This is a genomic window from Guptibacillus algicola, assembly GCF_020171805.1.
Lineage (GTDB): Bacteria > Bacillota > Bacilli > Bacillales > Guptibacillaceae > Guptibacillus > Guptibacillus algicola.
In genome coordinates, this window is record NZ_JAIVAF010000001.1 from 277,534 (window position 1) to 297,175 (window position 19,642).

17 protein-coding genes are annotated in these 19,642 nt (G+C 40.8%); 1 reads left to right on the top strand and 16 read right to left on the bottom strand.

What is annotated here, in order from left to right; translation table 11 throughout:
- Positions 1-6: 6 nt before the first annotated feature.
- From LCM09_RS01515 to LCM09_RS01540, 6 genes are all read right to left on the bottom strand, one after another.
- Entirely contained in the window at positions 7-1,008 is a 1,002-nt protein-coding gene (locus LCM09_RS01515) for a thiamine pyrophosphate-dependent dehydrogenase E1 component subunit alpha (protein WP_224878287.1), read from the bottom strand.
- A 27-nt stretch (positions 1,009-1,035) separates the two neighbouring features.
- Complete coding sequence (gene lpdA, locus LCM09_RS01520) at positions 1,036-2,457, bottom strand: dihydrolipoyl dehydrogenase (protein WP_224878289.1); 1,422 nt, start codon at positions 2,455-2,457, stop codon at positions 1,036-1,038.
- A gap of 24 nt (positions 2,458-2,481) precedes the next feature.
- Entirely contained in the window at positions 2,482-3,591 is a 1,110-nt protein-coding gene (gene buk, locus LCM09_RS01525; protein ID WP_224878291.1) for a butyrate kinase, read from the bottom strand.
- A 14-nt stretch (positions 3,592-3,605) separates the two neighbouring features.
- The gene (gene bcd, locus LCM09_RS01530; protein ID WP_224878293.1) at positions 3,606-4,703 is read right to left on the bottom strand and encodes a branched-chain amino acid dehydrogenase; all 1,098 of its coding nucleotides are present in this window, start codon (positions 4,701-4,703) and stop codon (positions 3,606-3,608) included.
- A 24-nt stretch (positions 4,704-4,727) separates the two neighbouring features.
- A complete protein-coding gene (yqiS, locus tag LCM09_RS01535) occupies positions 4,728-5,627 on the bottom strand; it encodes a phosphate butyryltransferase (RefSeq protein ID WP_224878294.1) in 900 nt (299 codons plus the stop codon).
- Positions 5,628-5,761: 134 nt separating this feature from the next.
- Positions 5,762-7,801 carry a sigma 54-interacting transcriptional regulator gene (locus LCM09_RS01540; protein WP_318246478.1) on the bottom strand — a complete coding sequence of 680 codons (2,040 nt, stop codon included), beginning with the start codon at positions 7,799-7,801 and terminating at the stop codon, positions 5,762-5,764.
- A 198-nt stretch (positions 7,802-7,999) separates the two neighbouring features.
- Between LCM09_RS01540 and LCM09_RS01545 the strand changes: the two genes are divergently transcribed.
- Complete coding sequence (locus LCM09_RS01545; RefSeq protein WP_224878296.1) at positions 8,000-8,254, top strand: DUF2627 domain-containing protein; 255 nt, start codon at positions 8,000-8,002, stop codon at positions 8,252-8,254.
- A gap of 20 nt (positions 8,255-8,274) precedes the next feature.
- Here LCM09_RS01545 and spo0A read toward each other — a convergent pair whose 3' ends face one another.
- From spo0A to xseA, 10 genes are all read right to left on the bottom strand, one after another.
- Complete coding sequence (spo0A, locus tag LCM09_RS01550; RefSeq protein WP_224878297.1) at positions 8,275-9,075, bottom strand: sporulation transcription factor Spo0A; 801 nt, start codon at positions 9,073-9,075, stop codon at positions 8,275-8,277.
- Between the two features lie 241 nt (positions 9,076-9,316).
- Complete coding sequence (gene spoIVB / locus LCM09_RS01555) at positions 9,317-10,612, bottom strand: SpoIVB peptidase (RefSeq protein ID WP_224878298.1); 1,296 nt, start codon at positions 10,610-10,612, stop codon at positions 9,317-9,319.
- A 124-nt stretch (positions 10,613-10,736) separates the two neighbouring features.
- Complete coding sequence (gene recN, locus LCM09_RS01560; RefSeq protein ID WP_224878299.1) at positions 10,737-12,431, bottom strand: DNA repair protein RecN; 1,695 nt, start codon at positions 12,429-12,431, stop codon at positions 10,737-10,739.
- A gap of 27 nt (positions 12,432-12,458) precedes the next feature.
- Entirely contained in the window at positions 12,459-12,908 is a 450-nt protein-coding gene (gene ahrC, locus LCM09_RS01565; protein ID WP_224878300.1) for a transcriptional regulator AhrC/ArgR, read from the bottom strand.
- Between the two features lie 157 nt (positions 12,909-13,065).
- Positions 13,066-13,869, bottom strand: coding sequence for a TlyA family RNA methyltransferase (locus tag LCM09_RS01570; protein WP_224878302.1), 804 nt, complete (start codon positions 13,867-13,869; stop codon positions 13,066-13,068).
- A 6-nt stretch (positions 13,870-13,875) separates the two neighbouring features.
- Positions 13,876-15,768 carry a 1-deoxy-D-xylulose-5-phosphate synthase gene (dxs, locus tag LCM09_RS01575; protein ID WP_224878304.1) on the bottom strand — a complete coding sequence of 631 codons (1,893 nt, stop codon included), beginning with the start codon at positions 15,766-15,768 and terminating at the stop codon, positions 13,876-13,878.
- Between the two features lie 29 nt (positions 15,769-15,797).
- Positions 15,798-16,397: a CNNM metal transporter family protein gene (locus tag LCM09_RS01580; RefSeq protein ID WP_224878306.1), complete on the bottom strand. Its 600-nt coding sequence runs from the start codon at positions 16,395-16,397 to the stop codon at positions 15,798-15,800.
- Positions 16,398-17,159: 762 nt separating this feature from the next.
- Positions 17,160-18,041, bottom strand: a complete 882-nt coding sequence (locus tag LCM09_RS01585; RefSeq protein WP_224878308.1) for a polyprenyl synthetase family protein — start codon at positions 18,039-18,041, stop codon at positions 17,160-17,162.
- Complete coding sequence (locus LCM09_RS01590; protein WP_224878310.1) at positions 18,038-18,289, bottom strand: exodeoxyribonuclease VII small subunit; 252 nt, start codon at positions 18,287-18,289, stop codon at positions 18,038-18,040. The genes LCM09_RS01585 and LCM09_RS01590 overlap by 4 nt, the downstream gene beginning before the upstream one ends.
- On the bottom strand, positions 18,276-19,634 hold the full coding sequence (gene xseA / locus LCM09_RS01595) for an exodeoxyribonuclease VII large subunit (RefSeq protein WP_224878312.1): 1,359 nt from the start codon (positions 19,632-19,634) through the stop codon (positions 18,276-18,278). Before xseA ends, LCM09_RS01590 begins: the two co-directional genes overlap by 14 nt.
- Positions 19,635-19,642: the final 8 nt, after the last annotated feature.

The window sequence follows — 19,642 nt, forward strand, 5'->3', positions numbered from 1 at the left end:
TCCCCCTTACTCCGCATATACATGCTTCATAGCATCTTCAGCAGGTGCATAATCGGCATTTTCTGCATATTCCGTTGCTTCGTCGACTTCCTTTTTCACACGCTCATTGATTTCATTTTCGATTTCATCAGTTAGGACGCCTGACTCTTTTAAGTAATCTGCAAAAGTAATAACAGCATCCTTTTTCTTAGCTTCTTCAACTTCTTCTCTTGTACGATATGCACGATCATCATCATCACTTGAGTGAGGTGTCAATCGATAAGATACCGTTTCGATCAGTGTTGGACCCTCTCCACGACGACCTCTCTCAACAGCTTCTTTTGCAGCTTCGTATACAGCCAATGGATCGTTCCCATCAACTGTTACTCCAGGCATCCCATATCCGATCGCACGATCAGACACTTTCTCACAAGCAAGCTGTTTTGATACAGGAACTGAAATAGCATATTTGTTATTTTCACAAACAAATAGTACTGGTAACTTATGAACACCTGCAAAGTTTGCAGCTTCATGAAAATCTCCCTGGTTTGAAGACCCTTCACCGAAAGAACAGAATGTGACTAAGTCTTTCCCTTCCATACGACCTGCAAGCGCAAATCCTACTGCATGTGGCACTTGGGTCGTTACAGGCGATGAACCAGTAATAATATTGTTTTTCTTTTGTCCGAAGTGGCCAGGCATCTGTTTACCAGCGGAGTTAGGGTCCTCTGCTTTAGCAAATCCTGATAGCATCAAATCTCTCGCAGTCATTCCAAAGGTTAATACAACACCCATATCACGATAATACGGAGCTACGAAGTCCTTTTCTGGATCCATCGCGAAAGCTGTACCTACTTGAGCTGCTTCCTGACCTTGACATGAAATAACAAATGGGATTTTCCCCGCTCTGTTAAGAAGCCACATCCGTTCATCAATTCTACGAGCCAATAACATCGTTTCGTACATTTCGAGTACACGTTCATCTGTAAGCCCTAGAGCTTCATGACGTTTTTCTGTCTTGTTAGCCATTATTTCTACCTCCTCATTCGAGTTATATTAAGAATGGATCGCCTTACCATCAACAGCAAGTGCTGCTTCTCCAATTGCTTCTGAAAGGGTTGGGTGAGGATGAATCGTGTGTCCTACTTCCCAAGGTGTCGCATCTAGAACTTTAGCAAGTCCTGCTTCAGAGATCATGTCCGTAACATGAGGACCGATCATATGTACACCTAATAGATCATCATTATCTGCATCAGCAACTAATTTGACAAATCCATCTGATTCACCAAATACGAGCGCTTTACCGATAGCTTTGAATAAGAACTTCCCTGTTTTCACATTATGTCCCTGTTCTTTTGCAGCTTCTTCCGTTAATCCTACACTCGCCATTTCTGGGCTACTATAAATACAGCTTGGAACTTTTGTGTAGTCCATTGGCGCTGGTTCTTGATCAGCCATATGTTCCACTGCTGTGATTCCTTCATGAGAGGCAACGTGTGCAAGCTGCATGCCACCAATCACATCACCAATCGCATAGATATGAGATTCAGCCGTTTGATAATATTCATTTGTTTCGATAACACCTTTTTCGACTTTAATCGATGTATTCTCAAGCCCAATGTTCTTAACATTAGCTTCTCTACCAACGGAAACGAGCATTTTGTCTGCATGAAACGTTTTCATTTCACCTTTGTGTTCTGCCTGAACCGATACGCCATCGCCCTTTTCTAGGGTATCGCCCATTACTTTCGCTCCAGTGAAAAGCTTGATGCCTTTTTTCTTAATCAAGCGCGCTGCTTCTTTTGATACTTCGTGATCTTCTGTCGGAACGATTCGATCAGCATATTCAAGGACAGTTACCTCAACACCGAAGTCAGATAACATAGAAGCCCACTCAATTCCAATAACACCGCCGCCTACAATAATGATCGATGACGGAAGAGACTCCATATGAAGAGCTTCATCAGAAGTCATCACATAGTTTTCGTCAACCTCAAGACCAGGTAACGTTCTCGGCTTAGAACCTGTTGCAACAATGACGTTCTTTGGAATCAACATTGGGTTTTCCTCGCCGTTATTCATCTCAACGGAAACTGTTCCAGGCATAGGTGAAAAGATTGATGGTCCTAGAATTCTTCCAAACCCTTCGTATACATCGATCTTTCCTTGTTTCATAAGATGCTTAACACCATTATGAAGTTGATCGACAATGCTTTGCTTTCGTTCTTGGACCTTATTAAAATCAAGAGCTACTTCTTTTGCCATCACACCAAATTTCTCTCCGTGTTTCGCTGTCGCAAAAACTTCAGCACTTCTTAGTAATGCCTTACTAGGGATACATCCACGATGAAGACATGTGCCACCTAGTTCACGTTTTTCTACAATCGCAGTTTTTAAACCGAGTTGGGAAGCACGAATTGCGGCTACATAACCGCCCGTGCCCCCACCCATAATGACGAGGTCATACTCTTCAGCCATTCAAATTCTCCTTTTACAAAAAGATTATTTTAAAACCATCGAATTAACTGTCGTGTTTGGGTATTCTTTCGCATCCTCTTCGTTTCTTAGGACACGTAAACCACCTTCTGCAAGTGCCTGCAGTTCATTTTCCCCAGGATGCACGACTACGTCAGCGATCCATTTAATATGGTCGGTTATTTGTTTCACAAACTGTTTTCCATAAGCCATGCCGCCGGTTAAAACGATTGCATCTACCTCACCGCAAAGGACAGCACTAGCAGCTCCAATTTCCTTGCCGATTTGATAAGCCATCGCATCATAGACAAGCTTTGCTTTCTCATCGCCAGATTCAATTAATTGTTCTACTTTCACAGCATCGTTGGTGCCTAAGTAGCCAACAAAACCAGCTTGTCCTACTAGCTTTTTCATAATTTCCTCTGCATAATACTCACCTGAAAAACACATAGAAACTAAATCACCAACAGGAACGGTTCCTGCTCGCTCAGGTGAAAATGGCCCTTCACCGTGAAGACCATTGTTTACGTCGATGACTTTCCCATTTTTGTGGACACCGACAGTTATCCCGCCGCCCATATGAGTAACAATAAGGTTAAGGTCTTCATACGTTTTGTTTAACTGAGCTGCAACTCTTCTAGCAACAGCTTTCTGATTTAGTGCATGAAATATACTTTTTCGCTCGATCTCTGGCACACCAGAAAGTCGCGCAACGTCTTGAAGCTCATCTACGACAACAGGGTCAACGATGAAGGAAGGAATGTTGAGTTGCTCTGCGATTTCAAAAGCAATGATTCCTCCAAGATTAGAAGCATGCTCTCCAGAGAAACCAATCTTCAAATCCTCAAGCATCTGTTCGTTTACAGAATATGTTCCGCCTTCAATAGGGCGAAGAAGACCTCCGCGACCAACCACAGCAGCGAGTCGCGAAATGTTAATTGCTTCTTCATCTAAAGCTTCTAAGATCGTGCTTTTTCTAAATTCATACTGATCAATAATGGTATCGAATTGATTGATCTCTTCTGCGTCATGACGGAGTGTCTTCTCAAACACAGCGCGCTCATTATCAAAAATACCAATCTTTGTTGAAGTTGATCCTGGGTTGATTACCAGGAGTCGATATTCTTTATCACTCACTTTCGACCCTCCGTTTACTTACGATGACTTAAAATGTGTTGAGAGTTCATCAAGAATTGGCTTCTTGATTGTTTCATTGCTTCAATTCTTTCTTCTGCAAGACGATCTGCCGCTGCATACGTAGGAATACCATCACGCTTAGAAATTTCAATAACTTTTGCGATATTGTCATAGATTCCTTCGACGCGCTTCATTGCGCGGTCATGGTTATAACCATATAGCTCATCAGCAACGTTAATCACGCCACCTGCATTGATTACATAGTCAGGAGCATACACAATGCCCATTTCATGGATCTGGTCACCATGAGTTGTTTCACGAAGCTGATTATTTGCCGCCCCTGCAATTACTTTTGCTTTAATCTTCCCGATCGTATTATCGTTAATAACTGCGCCGAGAGCACACGGTGCGAAAATATCGCAATCAACTGTGTAAATATCGTCGATGTCAACTGCTTTTGCTCCAAAGTCAGATACTGCACGGTCAACAGACTCTTTGTTAATGTCTGTTACCACAAGTTTAGCTCCCTCTTCATGAAGGTGTTTACAAAGGTTGTAAGCCACGTTTCCAACACCTTGAACTGCAACTGTTTTGCCTTCAAGAGAGTCTGTACCGAACGCTTCCTTCGCCGCAGCTTTCATACCTACATAAACGCCGTAAGCTGTTACTGGTGATGGATTACCTGAAGAACCAAATGCAGGTGAAATTCCAGTCACATATTCTGTTTCTTCATGAATCGTATCCATATCTTGTACAGTTGTACCAACGTCCTCGGCTGTAATATAGCGACCATTCAACCCTTGAATGTAGCGTCCGAACGCTCTAAACATGGCTTCGTTCTTATCTTTTTTAGGATCACCAATAATAACGGTTTTACCACCACCAAGGTTTAAACCTGCTGCAGCGTTTTTGTAAGTCATACCTTTTGCTAAGCGAAGTGCATCTTCAAAAGCATCGCCTTCTGAATCGTATGTCCACATTCTTGTTCCACCAAGCGCTGGTCCAAGTGTAGTATCGTGAATTGCAATGATTGCTTTCAAACCTGATGCTTTATCCTGACATACTACTACCTGCTCGTAATCATAAGTTTCCATATATTTAAATAGTTCCATGTAAATCTTCCTCCCTGATCGTTCTTATTTATTAGTTGATCTTACTGCTAGAGCGATACTATAGACTTTACTTTCTGCATTATCAGATCGCGAAGTTAACACGATAGGAGCTTTTGCTCCGGCGATAATGCCCCCTACTTTTGCATTAGCAAAGTATACGAGTGATTTGTATAATGCATTTCCAACTTCGATCGATGGTACAAGTAAAATATCAGCAAAGCCTGCTACTTCACTTTTGATACCTTTGTGACTTGCGGAATTAGCGGAAATAGCATTATCCAAAGCTAATGGACCATCGATTACGCAGTTTTTTATTTGGCCTCTGCTATTCATTTGCGTTAAGGCTGCAGCGTCGAGTGTTGCTTGCATTGCTGGATTGATTACTTCTACAGCTGCTAGAGGGGCCACTTTTGGTGTTTCGACTCCTATGGCTATAGCTACTTCTACTGCATTGTTGATGATATCCACCTTTTGTTGTAAGTCTGGTGCTATATTCATGCCAGAATCCGTTACAAAAACCATCCTGTCATAACCAGGAACATCGAAGGCTGCGAGATGTGAAAGGCTTTTCCCTTTCCTAAGTCCATACTCTTTGTTCAGCACTTCTTTTAGAATGGTTGAAGTTGAAACCATCCCTTTCATTAAAACATCCGCCTCACCATTTCTGACAGCGGTTACAGCCGCTTTGCAAGATTGCTTATCATCAGGAGAATGTACAATACGAATGTCATCTGAGTGACTTAGTTCCTTTTCTTCTAAAATGGTACCGATCTGGTGTTCATCCCCATATAGAATGAACGAAGCAAGTTTTTGATTCACTGCCATTCTCACTGCTTCAATGACTTCTTTATCAGCAGCCGCAGCTAGTGCTACAACTTTATTAGTCTCTTCTGATGCCTCTTTCAATAGGTTGTCTAGATTCATGATGTCTCTCCCTTCTTGTGCACCACCATATATAATGCAAATTTCATGCCAATAATAAAATGGCTTGAAATTAGGAATGTAACGTTTCTTACCATGCAAAATTATTCAAACTGCGCAAGTTCTTGCATGCTATTTTATTCAATTCCATGTTTATCCATTTTATAATAAAGATTCCTTAGAGAAACACCTAGCGCTTTAGAAGTAGCAGTTTTATTACCATCAAAATAACTAAGCGTTTGTTGAATGGTTTTTCTTTCAAACTCATCCACTAGCTGAGACAGAGATTTTTCAGGTGTTCTTTCTACTGATAACAAATCAGCACTTTTTGTCTCACTTAATAGAGAAGGGATATGGGAAAGCTGAATAACAGATTCAACCGAGTCCATATGGATAACGATTCTACCTAATACATTCTCAAGCTCTCTAACGTTACCCGGCCACTCATATTGTTTGAGATACTCTAATGCCTTAGGTGTTATTCCTTCTACATTTCTTCCATAGTCTTGATTAATCTTAGCGATCAAATGATGCGACAGTAAATCGATATCCTCTTTTCGCTGTCTGAGCGGTGGAATTTGTATCGGCATACGATTTAATCGATAATATAAATCTTCCCTAAATGAACCATCCATTATTCTCTTTTCAAGTTTTGCGTTAGTTGCAGCGATTATTCTTACGTTGATGGAGATCGGTTTAGTCCCACCAACTCGGACGATTTCCTTTTCTTGAAGAACACGTAAAAGCTTTACCTGAGTACTCTGTGAAAGCTCACCGATTTCATCTAAGAAGATACTTCCGCCGTTCGCTTCTTCAAAAAGTCCTCTCCTACCGCCCTGTTTCGCACCAGAAAACGCACCATCTTCATAACCAAAAAGCTCGCTTTCAAGTAACGATTCAGCGATTGCTGCACAATTGACCCTTACGAACTTATTGAATTTTCGATCGCTTGCATTATGTATGGCGTGAGCGAATAATTCCTTACCTGTACCAGACTCTCCTCTTAACAACACAGTCGCTGGAGTTGATGCGGCGAGTTTAGCCTGCTGAACCGAGAATGACATTTCCTCAGATTTCCCAATGATATCTTCAAAAGAGTATTTCGCCTCGAGCGTCCTAATAATTTGTCTAGCTCTCTGAAGCTGGTTGTTTAAGGAATGGAGTTCTGAAACATCATGAATAACCCCAACACTTCCTTTTAACCGTCCATCCACTATGACAGGTGAAACATTAACGACGACATCACGTTTCTTAGGTCCCACTTTCATCTGAACCCCGCGGACCGGCTTTCTTGAGCTCAACACTCGCATGTGCATGCTCTCACCTTCAGATATGTCGGTGGTAGCTGGCTTTCCAATTACTTCGTCTTGTTCTAGCCCGGTTAACCGTGAGTATGCAGGATTGATCATGAGCCCTTTACCGTTCTCATCTACAACTGATATAGCTTCATCAGATGATTGGATAATTGCTTTTAACATGGACTGTATGCTTTTCAGGTTTGTTACTTCCTGAGCCATCTCTTCTATAGCAGTCATATCTCGAAAAACTGCTAACGCCCCAACTCGAGCTCCATTGCTATCAAACATTGGGATTCTAGTTGTGATAATTTTCTTTCCGTTTGGCAAAAGTTGCTCTTGGTTCACTTCAGAATGACCGCTAGCCAAAACTCTTGGAAGCTTGCTTGATGCCATTAATGAGCCTACTGGCTTGCCATGAGCTTGCTCTTTGCTCAATCCAGTTACTTTCTCAGCACTTCTATTAAAGAGTGTGACAGTTTCATTCTTATCTATCGCAATCATTCCATCATGTGTGGAATCAAGTATGATTTCCTGCAATTTGGATTGATGACGCAACGTATCGATCAACGATTCTTTTTCTTCGATCAAACGAAGTACAATGTTTGCAACGGACCCAGGAATCAGTACGGTTTGCTTGCTTCGCTTCTCACGAATTTCTTTGAATACGTTCTCATCACCCGTTGCTTCTATAATGACATCGATTTCAAAATCAGCTAGTGGAACTTTCCAGTCCGTGTAGACATCAATTCCTGCTTTCCTAGCTGTAACAATTCCAGGAGCTCCTTCATTAAGATCAACGACCGCTACTACATTCAACATCTTTGTCTCACGAAAGATATTTAGTAAGGCGTTTCCTCCATTACCTGCTCCTACAATCATACATTTGCGCAATTATTCATCACCTGCATTTCTCGCATGCAATTTATTTCATACTTATCATACAACTAATTTCACTTTTTGACAAATCATGCATGGTTTGTTTCGAAAATTTGTCAAAAAGCGTTCTTGCCTGACATAGACACACACTGACTACTTCGCTACAATGTCATTAGTATTTGTAGAAAGGATGCGCATCATATGCGATTAATGGCTCTCCTTATTGTACTTATCCCAGGGATTATAGGGGTTTATGGAATTAAACTAATGAGAGATGTTATCTTCGGGGTCACGATTCCTCCATTTACTTCTCTTATCCTCCAATTTATTATGGGGCTCGTGTTTTTCATTGCAGGACTATCGTTTGTAGGTGGATTCATCTTTTATCGTGACCGCAAACGAAACAAAGTTCAAAAACGGTTTTCATCAAATAAACAAAAAAAAACAAAGTCCTAATCGACTTTGTTTTTTTCCGTTTATCTAGTGTGTGAGTAGTTATCTGAATTATGTTCAATCCGGAGCTTATCCGCAACCATTGCGATGAACTCACTATTCGTAGGTTTTGCCTTCGACATACTTACCGTATATCCAAATAAGTTGGATATGGATTCAACGTTCCCTCTACTCCAAGCTACCTCGATCGCATGACGGATCGCACGTTCAACTCGAGAAGAAGTCGTATTAAACTTCTTTGCGATATCTGGATAAAGTACTTTCGTGATTGAACCGAGCAATTCGATATCATTGTAAACCATCGTAATCGCTTCTCTTAAGTACATATAACCCTTAATATGTGCTGGCACTCCAATTTCGTGAATGATACTTGTAATGCTTGCATCAAGATTTCTAGGCTTGTTTTCCCTATGCGGGCGCTTGTAGGATTGGGAGCTATTCGTAAATGTTGTTTTCTTGCCACTCACTTGTCTTACGTGACTTGCAAGGTTATCCATATCAAAAGGCTTAAGTATAAAATAGGAAGCTCCAAGGTCTACTGCTTTCTTCGTTACATCCTCTTGTCCGAATGCCGTCAACATGATGACACTACACGTGTAATTCATTTCTCTTAACCGTTCGAGCACCGCCAGACCATCAAGATGAGGCATGATGATGTCTAGAACTAAAACATCTGGCTCTTCTTCCTCAAGAACCTCAAGACACTCCTGACCGTTGAATGCAGTTCCTACAACTTCGATGTCCTCCTGCCGAGACATGTATTCCTCAATTAAGTTAACTAATTCCCTGTTATCATCTGCAAGGCAAACTTTAATTTTTTGCACGGCTCCGTCTCCCCTTCCCATGTTTGGTTACCGTTATATAGAAATTCAACGGGCCAGGTAATTTTCCTCTAAAATTTCTAAAAACATTTAAATTTAAAACAAATCCTACATTTATCTCTTTGTTTCTTCAGCTAACTTCATTTTTCTACATTTTCTGAATACTCTTTTACTTTTGTCGAATTTTCTTCATACAAAGTATATCATGGTTAGAAAACGAAAGAAAGCGAACATTGAGCTTTTTTTAGCTCGCCGTTCGCTGTCCATTTCGATTTTCTTTGTAGATGTTAATTCCTGCCTCTTCAAGCATCCACTCTATATGAACTCCATATCCAGAGGTAGAGTCATTCACAAATACATGAGTAACTGCACCAATGACTTTTCCATCCTGAATGATTGGACTTCCACTCATACCTTGAACAATTCCACCTGTCTCCTTTAGTAACTCAGGATCAGTCACTTTTATGACCATTCCTTTTGTAGCCGGAAACTTTTGTGGGATTGAGCTTACAACTTCAACATCGTATGCTTTTACTTCGCTACCTTTTACAACAGTAAGAATTTTTGCAGGTCCTTCTTTCACCTGATGAGATAGTGCGATCGGCATCGGCTTATCATACATGCCGTTTTTGACCTCATTATTCATCTCCCCAAATATTCCAAAAGGACTGTTTCGAGTTATTGTTCCAAGTTTATGATCTGTATTTGAAAACCTTGCTAATTTTTCTCCAGGGTGTCCATTGCTTCCTTTTTCAATGGACGTGACAGAAGAACTATAAATTTCTCCATGATGCACAACGATCGGTTTTTTTGTATCCATGTCTGAAATAACATGTCCTAGTGCGCCATATTTTTTACTGTCTGGATGAAAAAATGTTAAAGTCCCTACTCCTGCAGCAGAATCCCTAATATAAAGTCCGATTCGATACGTAGAGTCACTTTTGTCTTTAACAGGTACTAACTTCTTGTTAAGTTCCTTATTTTCTCGCACAATCGTTACTTCTAAAGCATGACCTTCTTGACCGATTTTCTTCACGATGGTACCGATATCACTCATCTTTTGAACTGACTGCCCATTGATCTTCGTGATAATATCTCCTACTTGTATATCAGCTACTTCTCCAGGCGAACGTTCACCCTTAGTTGTATGGATAAGGTGATGACCTACTACTAGTACGCCACGCGTATTTAACTTAACGCCTATTGATTGACCACCGGGAATTACTTTGAAATCAGGAAGGACTTTCACGCCTACCTTCTTGATAGGAAAAGTGCCTACTGTAAAATCAAGTATATCTGAACCACTGCTTTCACCTTTAACTGTAATTTGATCTGATTTTTGGTTCACACTAACGACATCAGGGTTTTTTACAGTTGAAGCGGTGGCCATAACAGATGATATGTCAGTTTGATCTCCTTCAAACAAAACGATCTCATCTGGAATCGAAAGAAATAATTGAACTGGATTTGAAAATCCAAAAGCAATTATTATACCAAGGAGAACTGCACCAATCATTTTTCTTATAATATGTGTCCTCAAACCTTCACTCTCCTCGCTCTTGCCCACACCTCCAACATGGCTGTACTTATAATTTTGCCTTCCATGGCGGTTATTATAACTGAGAAAAATGAAAATGCTATCCTAAGTTGGATAGCATTGCATCTTATGCTTTTATTTGATCTGCTTGTAATAATAATTCTTGTGCATGTTTCTTTGTTAACTCAGTCATTTCAGCACCTGAAATCATTCTTCCAAGTTCTTCAATCTTTTGTTCTGTACTTAATTTTCCAACACTCGTCTTCGTTCTTCCTTCTCCTGTTTCTTCTTTAGATATATATAGATGATGATCAGCCATAGCCGCTACTTGAGGAAGATGTGTGATCACTAATACTTGAGATCCAGACGAAAGGCGTTGAATTTTCTCAGCCATTGCCTGTGCGACCCTGCCACTCACGCCAGTGTCAACTTCATCAAAGATAATTGATGTTATTCCTTGATGTTTCGAGAAAATCGATTTTAGAGCAAGCATGATTCTCGATAGTTCACCACCCGAAGCGGTCTTCGAAAGCTGTTTTAAGGGCTCTCCAGGGTTTGTAGATATCATAAAGTCGATATCATCTTTACCTGATTTATGGAATTCTTCTTTTCCTTTTGAGGCTTCATTAAAATGAATTGCAAATTCTGTTTTTTCCATGTAAAGGTCTTGTAATTCAACATGAATGGACTCGACCAACTTCTTTGCGATTTGCTTTCGAAGCTTCGTTAAATTATCCGCTTCTACCTTTAAATCTGCAGCGATTCCAGCGATATTATTTTCTAACTCTTCGATGCGGTCTTCACTGTGAGTCAACTTATCAACTTCATCTTCGATCGAAGCAGCATACTCAAGAATTTCTTCTACTGATTCTCCATACTTTCTTTTTAATCCTTGGATTTCATTCAAGCGCTCTTCAACGAAATCTAATCTTGTGGGATCAAATTCCAGCTGATCTCTGTAAGAGTTAATTTTTCCTAACGTTTCTTCAAGCAAATAAAATTGATTCGCCACTTCTTCATGATACCCTTTTAATTCATCATCAAGGTCAGAAACCGATTCGAGTTGGGACATAGCTAACCCTAGCCAATCGAGTCCTTTATTATCTCCTTGTAGTGAATGGTAAACATCTTGAAGAGCTCCAAACAATTTCTCAAAATTCCCCAGTCGAAGCTTTTCTTCCATTAGATCTTCATCTTCTTTAGGAATCAATTCTGCCTTAGAGATCTCTTCAAGTTGATATTGTATTAAATCGAGTCTCTGAGCCATCTGCTGCTCATTTTCAGTTAAATGTTTTAACTGTTCGCGGAGTTTCTTATAACGACTGTAAATATCTCGATACTCCTCTAAAGCTGGACCGATCGATCGTTCTCCAAAATTGTCGAGTAAGGAAAGGTATTTATCAGGTTGCATGAGATCCTGGTGTTCATGCTGTCCATGAATGTCGATCAATGATTGGCCAATTTCTCTAAGGATTCCAAGCGTAACGAGCTTGCCATTTACGCGACAAATACTCTTCCCAGCGCTCGAAATGTCTCTCCGTAACACAACCATGTCATCTAGCACTTCTATTCCAACATCTTCTAATTTCTGTATCGATGGATGGTCTTCGTCAATATGGAAAAGGCCTTCAATTTCTGCTTTCTTTGTGCCATATCGCACGAATTCAGCTGAACCTCGACCACCAACAAGTAAGCCTATTGCATCAATTATGATTGATTTTCCTGCTCCAGTTTCTCCAGTAAGCACAGTTAGTCCACGGTCAAACGATACTGTCACCGCTTCAATAATCGCAAAATTGCGAATGGATAATTCGGCTAACATATTCTCCCACCTTCAAAGATCATCATATTACAACATGTCGATAAAGCGTTGAGAAATCATTGAGGCATGCTCAGGTTTTTTACAAATAATCAAAATTGTGTCATCCCCACTGATGTTCCCCATTATCTCTTCCCAATCCAAGTTATCAATCAATGCACCGATAGCATTGGCATTTCCTGGTAATGTTTTCATAACGATTAGATGATCAGCATCGTCGATACTGATAAAAGCATCCGTTAATGTTCTTTTTAATTTCTGAAGAGGGTTGAATCGCTGATCTGCAGGAAGACTGTATTTATATCTTCCATCGATTGTAGGTACCTTTACAAGATGAAGTTCTTTTATATCTCTTGATACAGTAGCCTGCGTTACATTAAACCCCGCACTCTTTAAACAATAAACTAACTCGTCCTGAGTTTCGACGTCTTGATTGGCTATAAGTTCTCGTATTTTTATATGGCGTTGTCCTTTATTCATTTAAAACCCTCCAAAAATACACATATGTAATGACAGCCTTATTATATAGCCCTATCCTCTTTTTGTATAGGCATACATAAATATTCAACGGAAACGCACGATTTTTCTTACTGTTTTTTCTCTAATAGAGCAAAAAAAGGATACACGTATGTATCCTTCAAAGTTGACTGTGAGCTTGTTCGACTACTTCAACTACATTTATTCCTTCAGCTTCTTGATTCTGTTGCCAGCCTAGATGTAAAAGAAACTCGATGTTTCCTTCACCACCTGTAATAGGTGAGAAGGAAAGACCTTTTACTCCGTAGCCTACTTCCAAAGCAAAGGTAATCATGTTGTTCAGCACTCTCTCGTGAACTTTCTTGTCACGTACAATTCCCTTTTTGCCTACATCGTCTCTTCCAGCCTCAAATTGAGGTTTAACGAGTGCAATGACTTCACCACTCGTTTCAAAGATACTTTTTAAGACGGGGAGAATAATCTTTAGAGAGATAAACGACACATCGATCGTAGCAAGGTCTGGTAACCCATTTTGAAAATCATCCTGGGTGCAATAACGGAAATTTGTTCTTTCCATTACAACTACTCTGTCATCAACACGAAGCTTCCAAGCCAGTTGATTGTAACCAACGTCAAGTGCATATACAGTAGAAGCCCCATTCTGCAATGCGCAATCGGTAAAACCACCAGTTGATGAACCAATATCAAGGACAACTTTGTCCGTCAGTTTCAATCCAAAGGTCTCGATCGCCTTCTCAAGTTTAAGACCACCTCTGCCTACATAACGTAGGGTATCTCCTTTGACATGTAGAACGATATCATCGTTAACTTTAACTCCTGGCTTATCCAATCTTTCAGAATCGGTATATACTAAACCCGCCATGATTGCTCTTTTCGCTTTCTCTCTTGTATCGATTAGTCCTCGATTAACAAGGAGCACATCTAGCCTTTCTTTTTTCGCCATGTTAACCTATGCCCTCTTTTGTTTTGCTGGTAGCATTTTTTTTGCCTTTTCTGCGATATCTTCTGCAGTCAATCCAATCTCTTTCAACAACTCACCAACACTTCCATGTTCAATGTACGTATCAGGAATCCCCATACGTTCGATTGCACCATGCTGATAGCCACTGTCGTTTAGATATTCTAAAACTGCGCTGCCGAAGCCACCTTGTAAGATTGCTTCCTCAACAGTCAGCATAGGGATACCTTCTTGGATTAGTTCAGCCATCATTTTTTCATCAAGTGGTTTAATAAAACGTGCATTGATTACTCTCGCAGAAATGCCTTCTTTCTCCAATTGCTCGGCTGCTTTTAATAAATCTTGAAGTGTAGGACCAAACGAAAGAAGAGCAACATCTGAGCCTTCTCGTAATACTTCCCATGATCCTATTGGAACTTCTTTTAATTCCTTGTCCATCGAAACCCCAATACCGTTCCCACGAGGGTAGCGGAGCGCAATTGGACCACTATTGTATTTATAACCTGTATAGACCATATTCTGTAGTTCATTTTCATCTTTCGCCATCATCAGAACCATGTTCGGTAAGTGGCGAAGGAATGAAATATCAAAAACTCCCTGGTGGGTTTCACCGTCAGCACCTACGAGGCCAGATCTGTCAATTGCAATAAATACATTCAAGTTTTGACGACATACATCATGTACTAATTGATCATATGCACGTTGCAAGAACGTGGAATAAATCGATAGGACTGGCTTTAGATCTTGGGTAGCAAGACCTGCTGCCATCGTTGTTGCATGCTGCTCCGCAATCCCTACGTCAAATAATCGGTCAGGGAATTGATTTTCAAACGCTTCCCACTTAGACCCAACAGTCATTGCTGGAGTAATAACCGATATGCGGTCGTCTTTCTCAGCTAATTTACGAACCGTTTCACTAACGACCTTGCTATATCCAGGAGCTGCTGCTTTTGGCTTAATTTGCTCACCAGCTTCAATTTTGTAAGGACTTACACCATGCCATGTACCAATTTGGTCATTTTCAGCAGGATGGTAGCCTTTCCCTTTCTTAGTCAATACGTGAACGATTACCGGTCCTTTTGTTTTCTTAGCATATTTAATATTTTCCATTAAAGCGTCAACATCATGGCCATCTACTGGTCCAAGATACGTAAACCCTAATTCTTCAAAGAAGATTCCTGAAACCAATAAATATTTCATAGCATCTTTTACACGTTCAGCAGTTGAAGCTAACGCCCCACCAAACGCTGGAATTCTCTTTAGTAAGTATTCTAACTCTTCTTTTGCTTTATGGTATTTCCCAGCGGTTCTCATTCTTCCTAAAACGTTGTGAAGTGCTCCAACGTTAGGTGCAATAGACATCTCATTATCATTTAGTATAACAAGCATATCTTTTTGTTCGTGACCGATATGGTTGAGTGCCTCAAGTGCCATTCCACCTGTTAAGGCCCCATCACCAATAATCGCAACGACGCTTTCGTCTGTTCCTTTTATATCACGGGCAGCAGCCATTCCCATAGCAGCAGAAAGAGAAGTTGAACTATGTCCAGTTTCCCAAACGTCATGCTCACTTTCATTCCGTTTAGGGAATCCACAAAGTCCTTTATACTTCCTGAGTGTATCGAACTGCGTACTTCTACCTGTTAATATTTTGTGAACATACGCTTGGTGCCCTACATCCCAAATGAACTTATCCTTTGGGCTTTCGAACACTTTGTGCAAAACGATCGTGAGCTCGACAACACCTAGATTTGGTCCCAGGTGTCCCCCAGTTACTGATAGCTTGTTGATTAAGAATTCCCTAACGTCTTCAGCTAGCTCTGTCATTTGTTCAACATTATATTTTTTTAAAAATTTCGGATTCTCAATTTTTTCTAAATCCATGGGAATGTCCTCCCCTTCTATATTTCGACTTACGCTTGCTTCTTTTTCTTCTTGTTTTGTTTACCAACCATCTTTATTTTGAAGTTTTTCTCAATAAAGTATAAGAAGCGTCCAACCTGAAAGATGATTTCAGTAGAGAAATGAATAGCAAGCGTTTTACCGAGGGCTTTACCTCCCACTGTCAACGCAGCAACTACACTCGTGAAAACTACTGATACTATATATTGAAACAAAGATCCTTCATCGTGTCCAAGTTGAAGTGTTAATTGAACCACTACGGAAGCAGCTGCGGTACCACTTATGATACCAGAAATGTCGCCGATTACATCATTACAAAAACTTGCAACACGGTCAGCATTTCGAGTCACGAATATAGCATGCTTTGCTCCAGTTAATCGTTCTGCTGCCATTGCATGAAATGGAACTTCATTAGCGGCGGTAGAAGCTACTCCTATTGTATCAAAAAATATACCTATAAGAACGATTAGAAAAACGACGACCATTCCAAGTGCCCATGTAACCCCACTTAGAACAGCTGTTGCAATAATTGAAAAAATAGCCGCTAACACAAGTGTGATAACGGCAATCGCTAAACTCCAGTTTATGGACTTTGATATCGAAGCTTTCATCTGTACTCCTCGTGTATATGAAATAGAAATAAAAAGAGGTGTTCAACATAACAGGTGATTAACGAGGAAGTTCGACCCCCTCATTCCTGTCAAGTGAACAACCTTGTCGTTATGTATCGAAGAGTGGTCACTTAAAGAGTAAAGACTGCGGCTTAGGTCCAGTAGGTTTTCCCAAACGGATACCCGAACGTCGCCGTTCAGGCGGTTTCCCTTTATATCCGTCTTAGCGTGTCACCATTCGCTAGACTGGATTACCACTTAGTCCGCACTATAATCCCCTTTAAGTGTCACTCGGAACAGTCTAGGAGTTTTCCTCAACAGTCCTGGTCAATTCCTAGCCTCTTTTGCAGAGCAGATTTCATATGGGTGGTAGAAAAGATACGCTGGCCTAGCAATACCTTATCAATAATCCATAATCCCCTCTAGCTCCACTCAAGGCAGGCTACGCTGTTCAGCCGCATCCCTGGCGACTGAAACAGGTTCATACCCCATTTCATAGCTGGCGGCGTTAACCGCACAAGCTACAAGAATAGGCCTCCGCGGAAGCAGGGTCAACGCCCACATGCCTTTGTGGATCGCCCTGCGACCTTAACTCCCAGCATCGACCCAAGTCTGGGCGACTCAAGCCAACACCAGGAACTTCATCGATGTGCCCTATGGCGGATTTTTAGGCCCGCCTTCAGAATAGCCGGACTGACTAGAATACTGCACCACTCAATCTGTTCCTATTATATCACAATACCTCTACAATCTCAATTTGTTCTAATGATCTCTTTCAATAATGAATTTTGCAAGAGAACGCAATCTTGCATCATCTACTCCAACTTGAGTTAAGTGCATTAAAGCCTCGTCATAATGACTTGCTAGTTTTTCTTTTGCACCAGTTAATGTCAGGAGCTTTGGGTATGTACTCTTGTTATTGTTTTCATCACTACCAGGCAATTTACCAATCTTCTCTTGATCGCCCTCTACATCTAAAATGTCATCACTTATTTGAAAAGCAAGGCCAAGATGCTCTCCGAACTGCCTTAAGTGCGCGATTTGCTCATTATGTGCATCACCAACTACAGCACCTGCTAGAATGGAAAAAACGAGAAGTTTACCTGTTTTATGATGATGAATATATTCAAGTTCCTCAAGAGTCAGATTTTGTTCTTCACCAGATAAATCAGCAATTTGTCCTCCGACCATGCCACTCGGTCCAGCCGCACGTGCCAACAATGTTGTCAACGCCACTTTTTGGTCGTCTCTTAATAAAGAATCGCTAATGACTTCAAAGCTTTGAGTTAACAAAGCATCCCCCGCCAAGATTGCAATTGCTTCACCAAAAACTTTATGATTCGTTGGTTTCCCGCGTCGTAAATCATCATCGTCCATAGCAGGAAGATCGTCATGAATTAATGAATAAGTATGAATCATTTCAACTGCACACGCAGCATGAAACGCCTTTTCTCTAGTAGCCCCAAAAGCTTCTGCTGTTGCAAGCATAAGGATAGGACGTATTCGTTTACCACCAGCATCTACAGAGTAGAGCATCGCTTCTTTCAAATCCTTAGGCATTTCTGAATGAGAGATAAATTCTTTCAATTTATCATCGATTAATTTCTTACACTCTTTCATGTAAGTATTTAAATCTGCCGTCACGCCTCATCCTCCTGAACCGAGAAGCGTTTGATTTCTCCATTCTCACCAACGATCTGGTCCATCTTTCCTTCAATGGACTGTAGCTTATCATGACAAAGGTTCGAAAGGTTCATACCTTCTTGGAATAGAGAAATTGCCTTCTCAAGCGGAACGTTTCCTTCTTCAAGAGAGCCAACGATTTCTTCAAGTTTCTCCATCGCTTCTTCAAACGTTATGTTTTCATTCTTTTCCACTTCATTCTTTTCCATATGAATCATTCTCCTCCAATCCATAGACGTGAGCATCGATCTTTCCATCAGTCATCTGAACTTTGATAACATCACCAGGTTCAACCTGTTTAACGGACTTTATTAACTCATCGTCCTTATATGCCAGACTATAGCCTCGTTCCATAATTTTCAATGGACTGAGCGCATCTAGCTTACTTGTGGCATGAGCAAAATCTCTTTGCTTCCCCTGTACAACGCGCTTCATCTCTTTATATAAAGATGTACGAAGGTCTTCGAGGCCTTTTGAAGAGTCCTGTAATAATTGCTCAGGGTGCTTTCTAAGAAGCTGTGCGTGATTTCGCTGCACGCGCTCTTTTGTATAGTCGATCTGTCGCTTCATTGTCTTACGTAACCGCTCAACCTGCAAATCAAGTTCCTGCTCTTTTTGACTTAAAAGCTGATTTGGATAGCGAAAGGCGTAGGATTTTTGTAGACGCGAAAGGCGTTCTTGTTCGTTTTGCTTCTTTTCTTTCATGGCTCTCATGAGTCTATGTATTCTTTGATCAAGACGTTCTTCCAATTCCACCATGCTCGGAACAGCTAACTCGGCAGCTCCAGTAGGAGTGGGCGCCCTTAAATCTGAAACAAAATCAGAAATTGTATAATCCGTTTCATGCCCTACAGCTGAGATGACTGGGATCTTAGAAGTAGAAATACTTCGTGCAACTTCCTCTTCATTGAAAGCCCATAATTCTTCAATCGATCCTCCACCACGACCCACGATTAGTACATCGATCATGTGCATTGAATTTGCCATTTCGATTGCTCTTACGATAGAGTCTTTAGCGTTCACACCTTGAACGAGGACAGGAAACACTGTGATTCTTGCTGAAGGATAACGACGTTTGATCGTGGTGAATATATCTCGAATAGCAGCACCAGTAGGAGAAGTAATGACACCTATTTCGTTAGGATAGCGAGGAATCGGTTTCTTTCGTTCGTCTGAAAACAGTCCTTCAAATTCCAACTTCCTCTTTAGCTCTTCGTATGCCAAGTAAAGGTTCCCAATTCCATCAGGCTGCATCTCTCGAGCGTATAACTGATATTGCCCATATGGTTCAAAGACCGAGACCTCTCCCCTTATTAGAACTTTCATCCCGTTTTCAGGTTTGAATTTCATATGACGGTTGTTGCCGGCAAACATAACTGATTGCACTCTAGATTTGTCGTCTTTAACAGTAAAATACAAATGTCCTCTACTATGCAGCTTCACGTTAGAGAGTTCTCCTCTAAGCCACACATCTTGTAATGCTGGCTCATTATCGATCATTCTTTTGACGTGCCTAGTAAGAGCTGTGACGGTAATATATCGATCGGTTACCACTATATCTC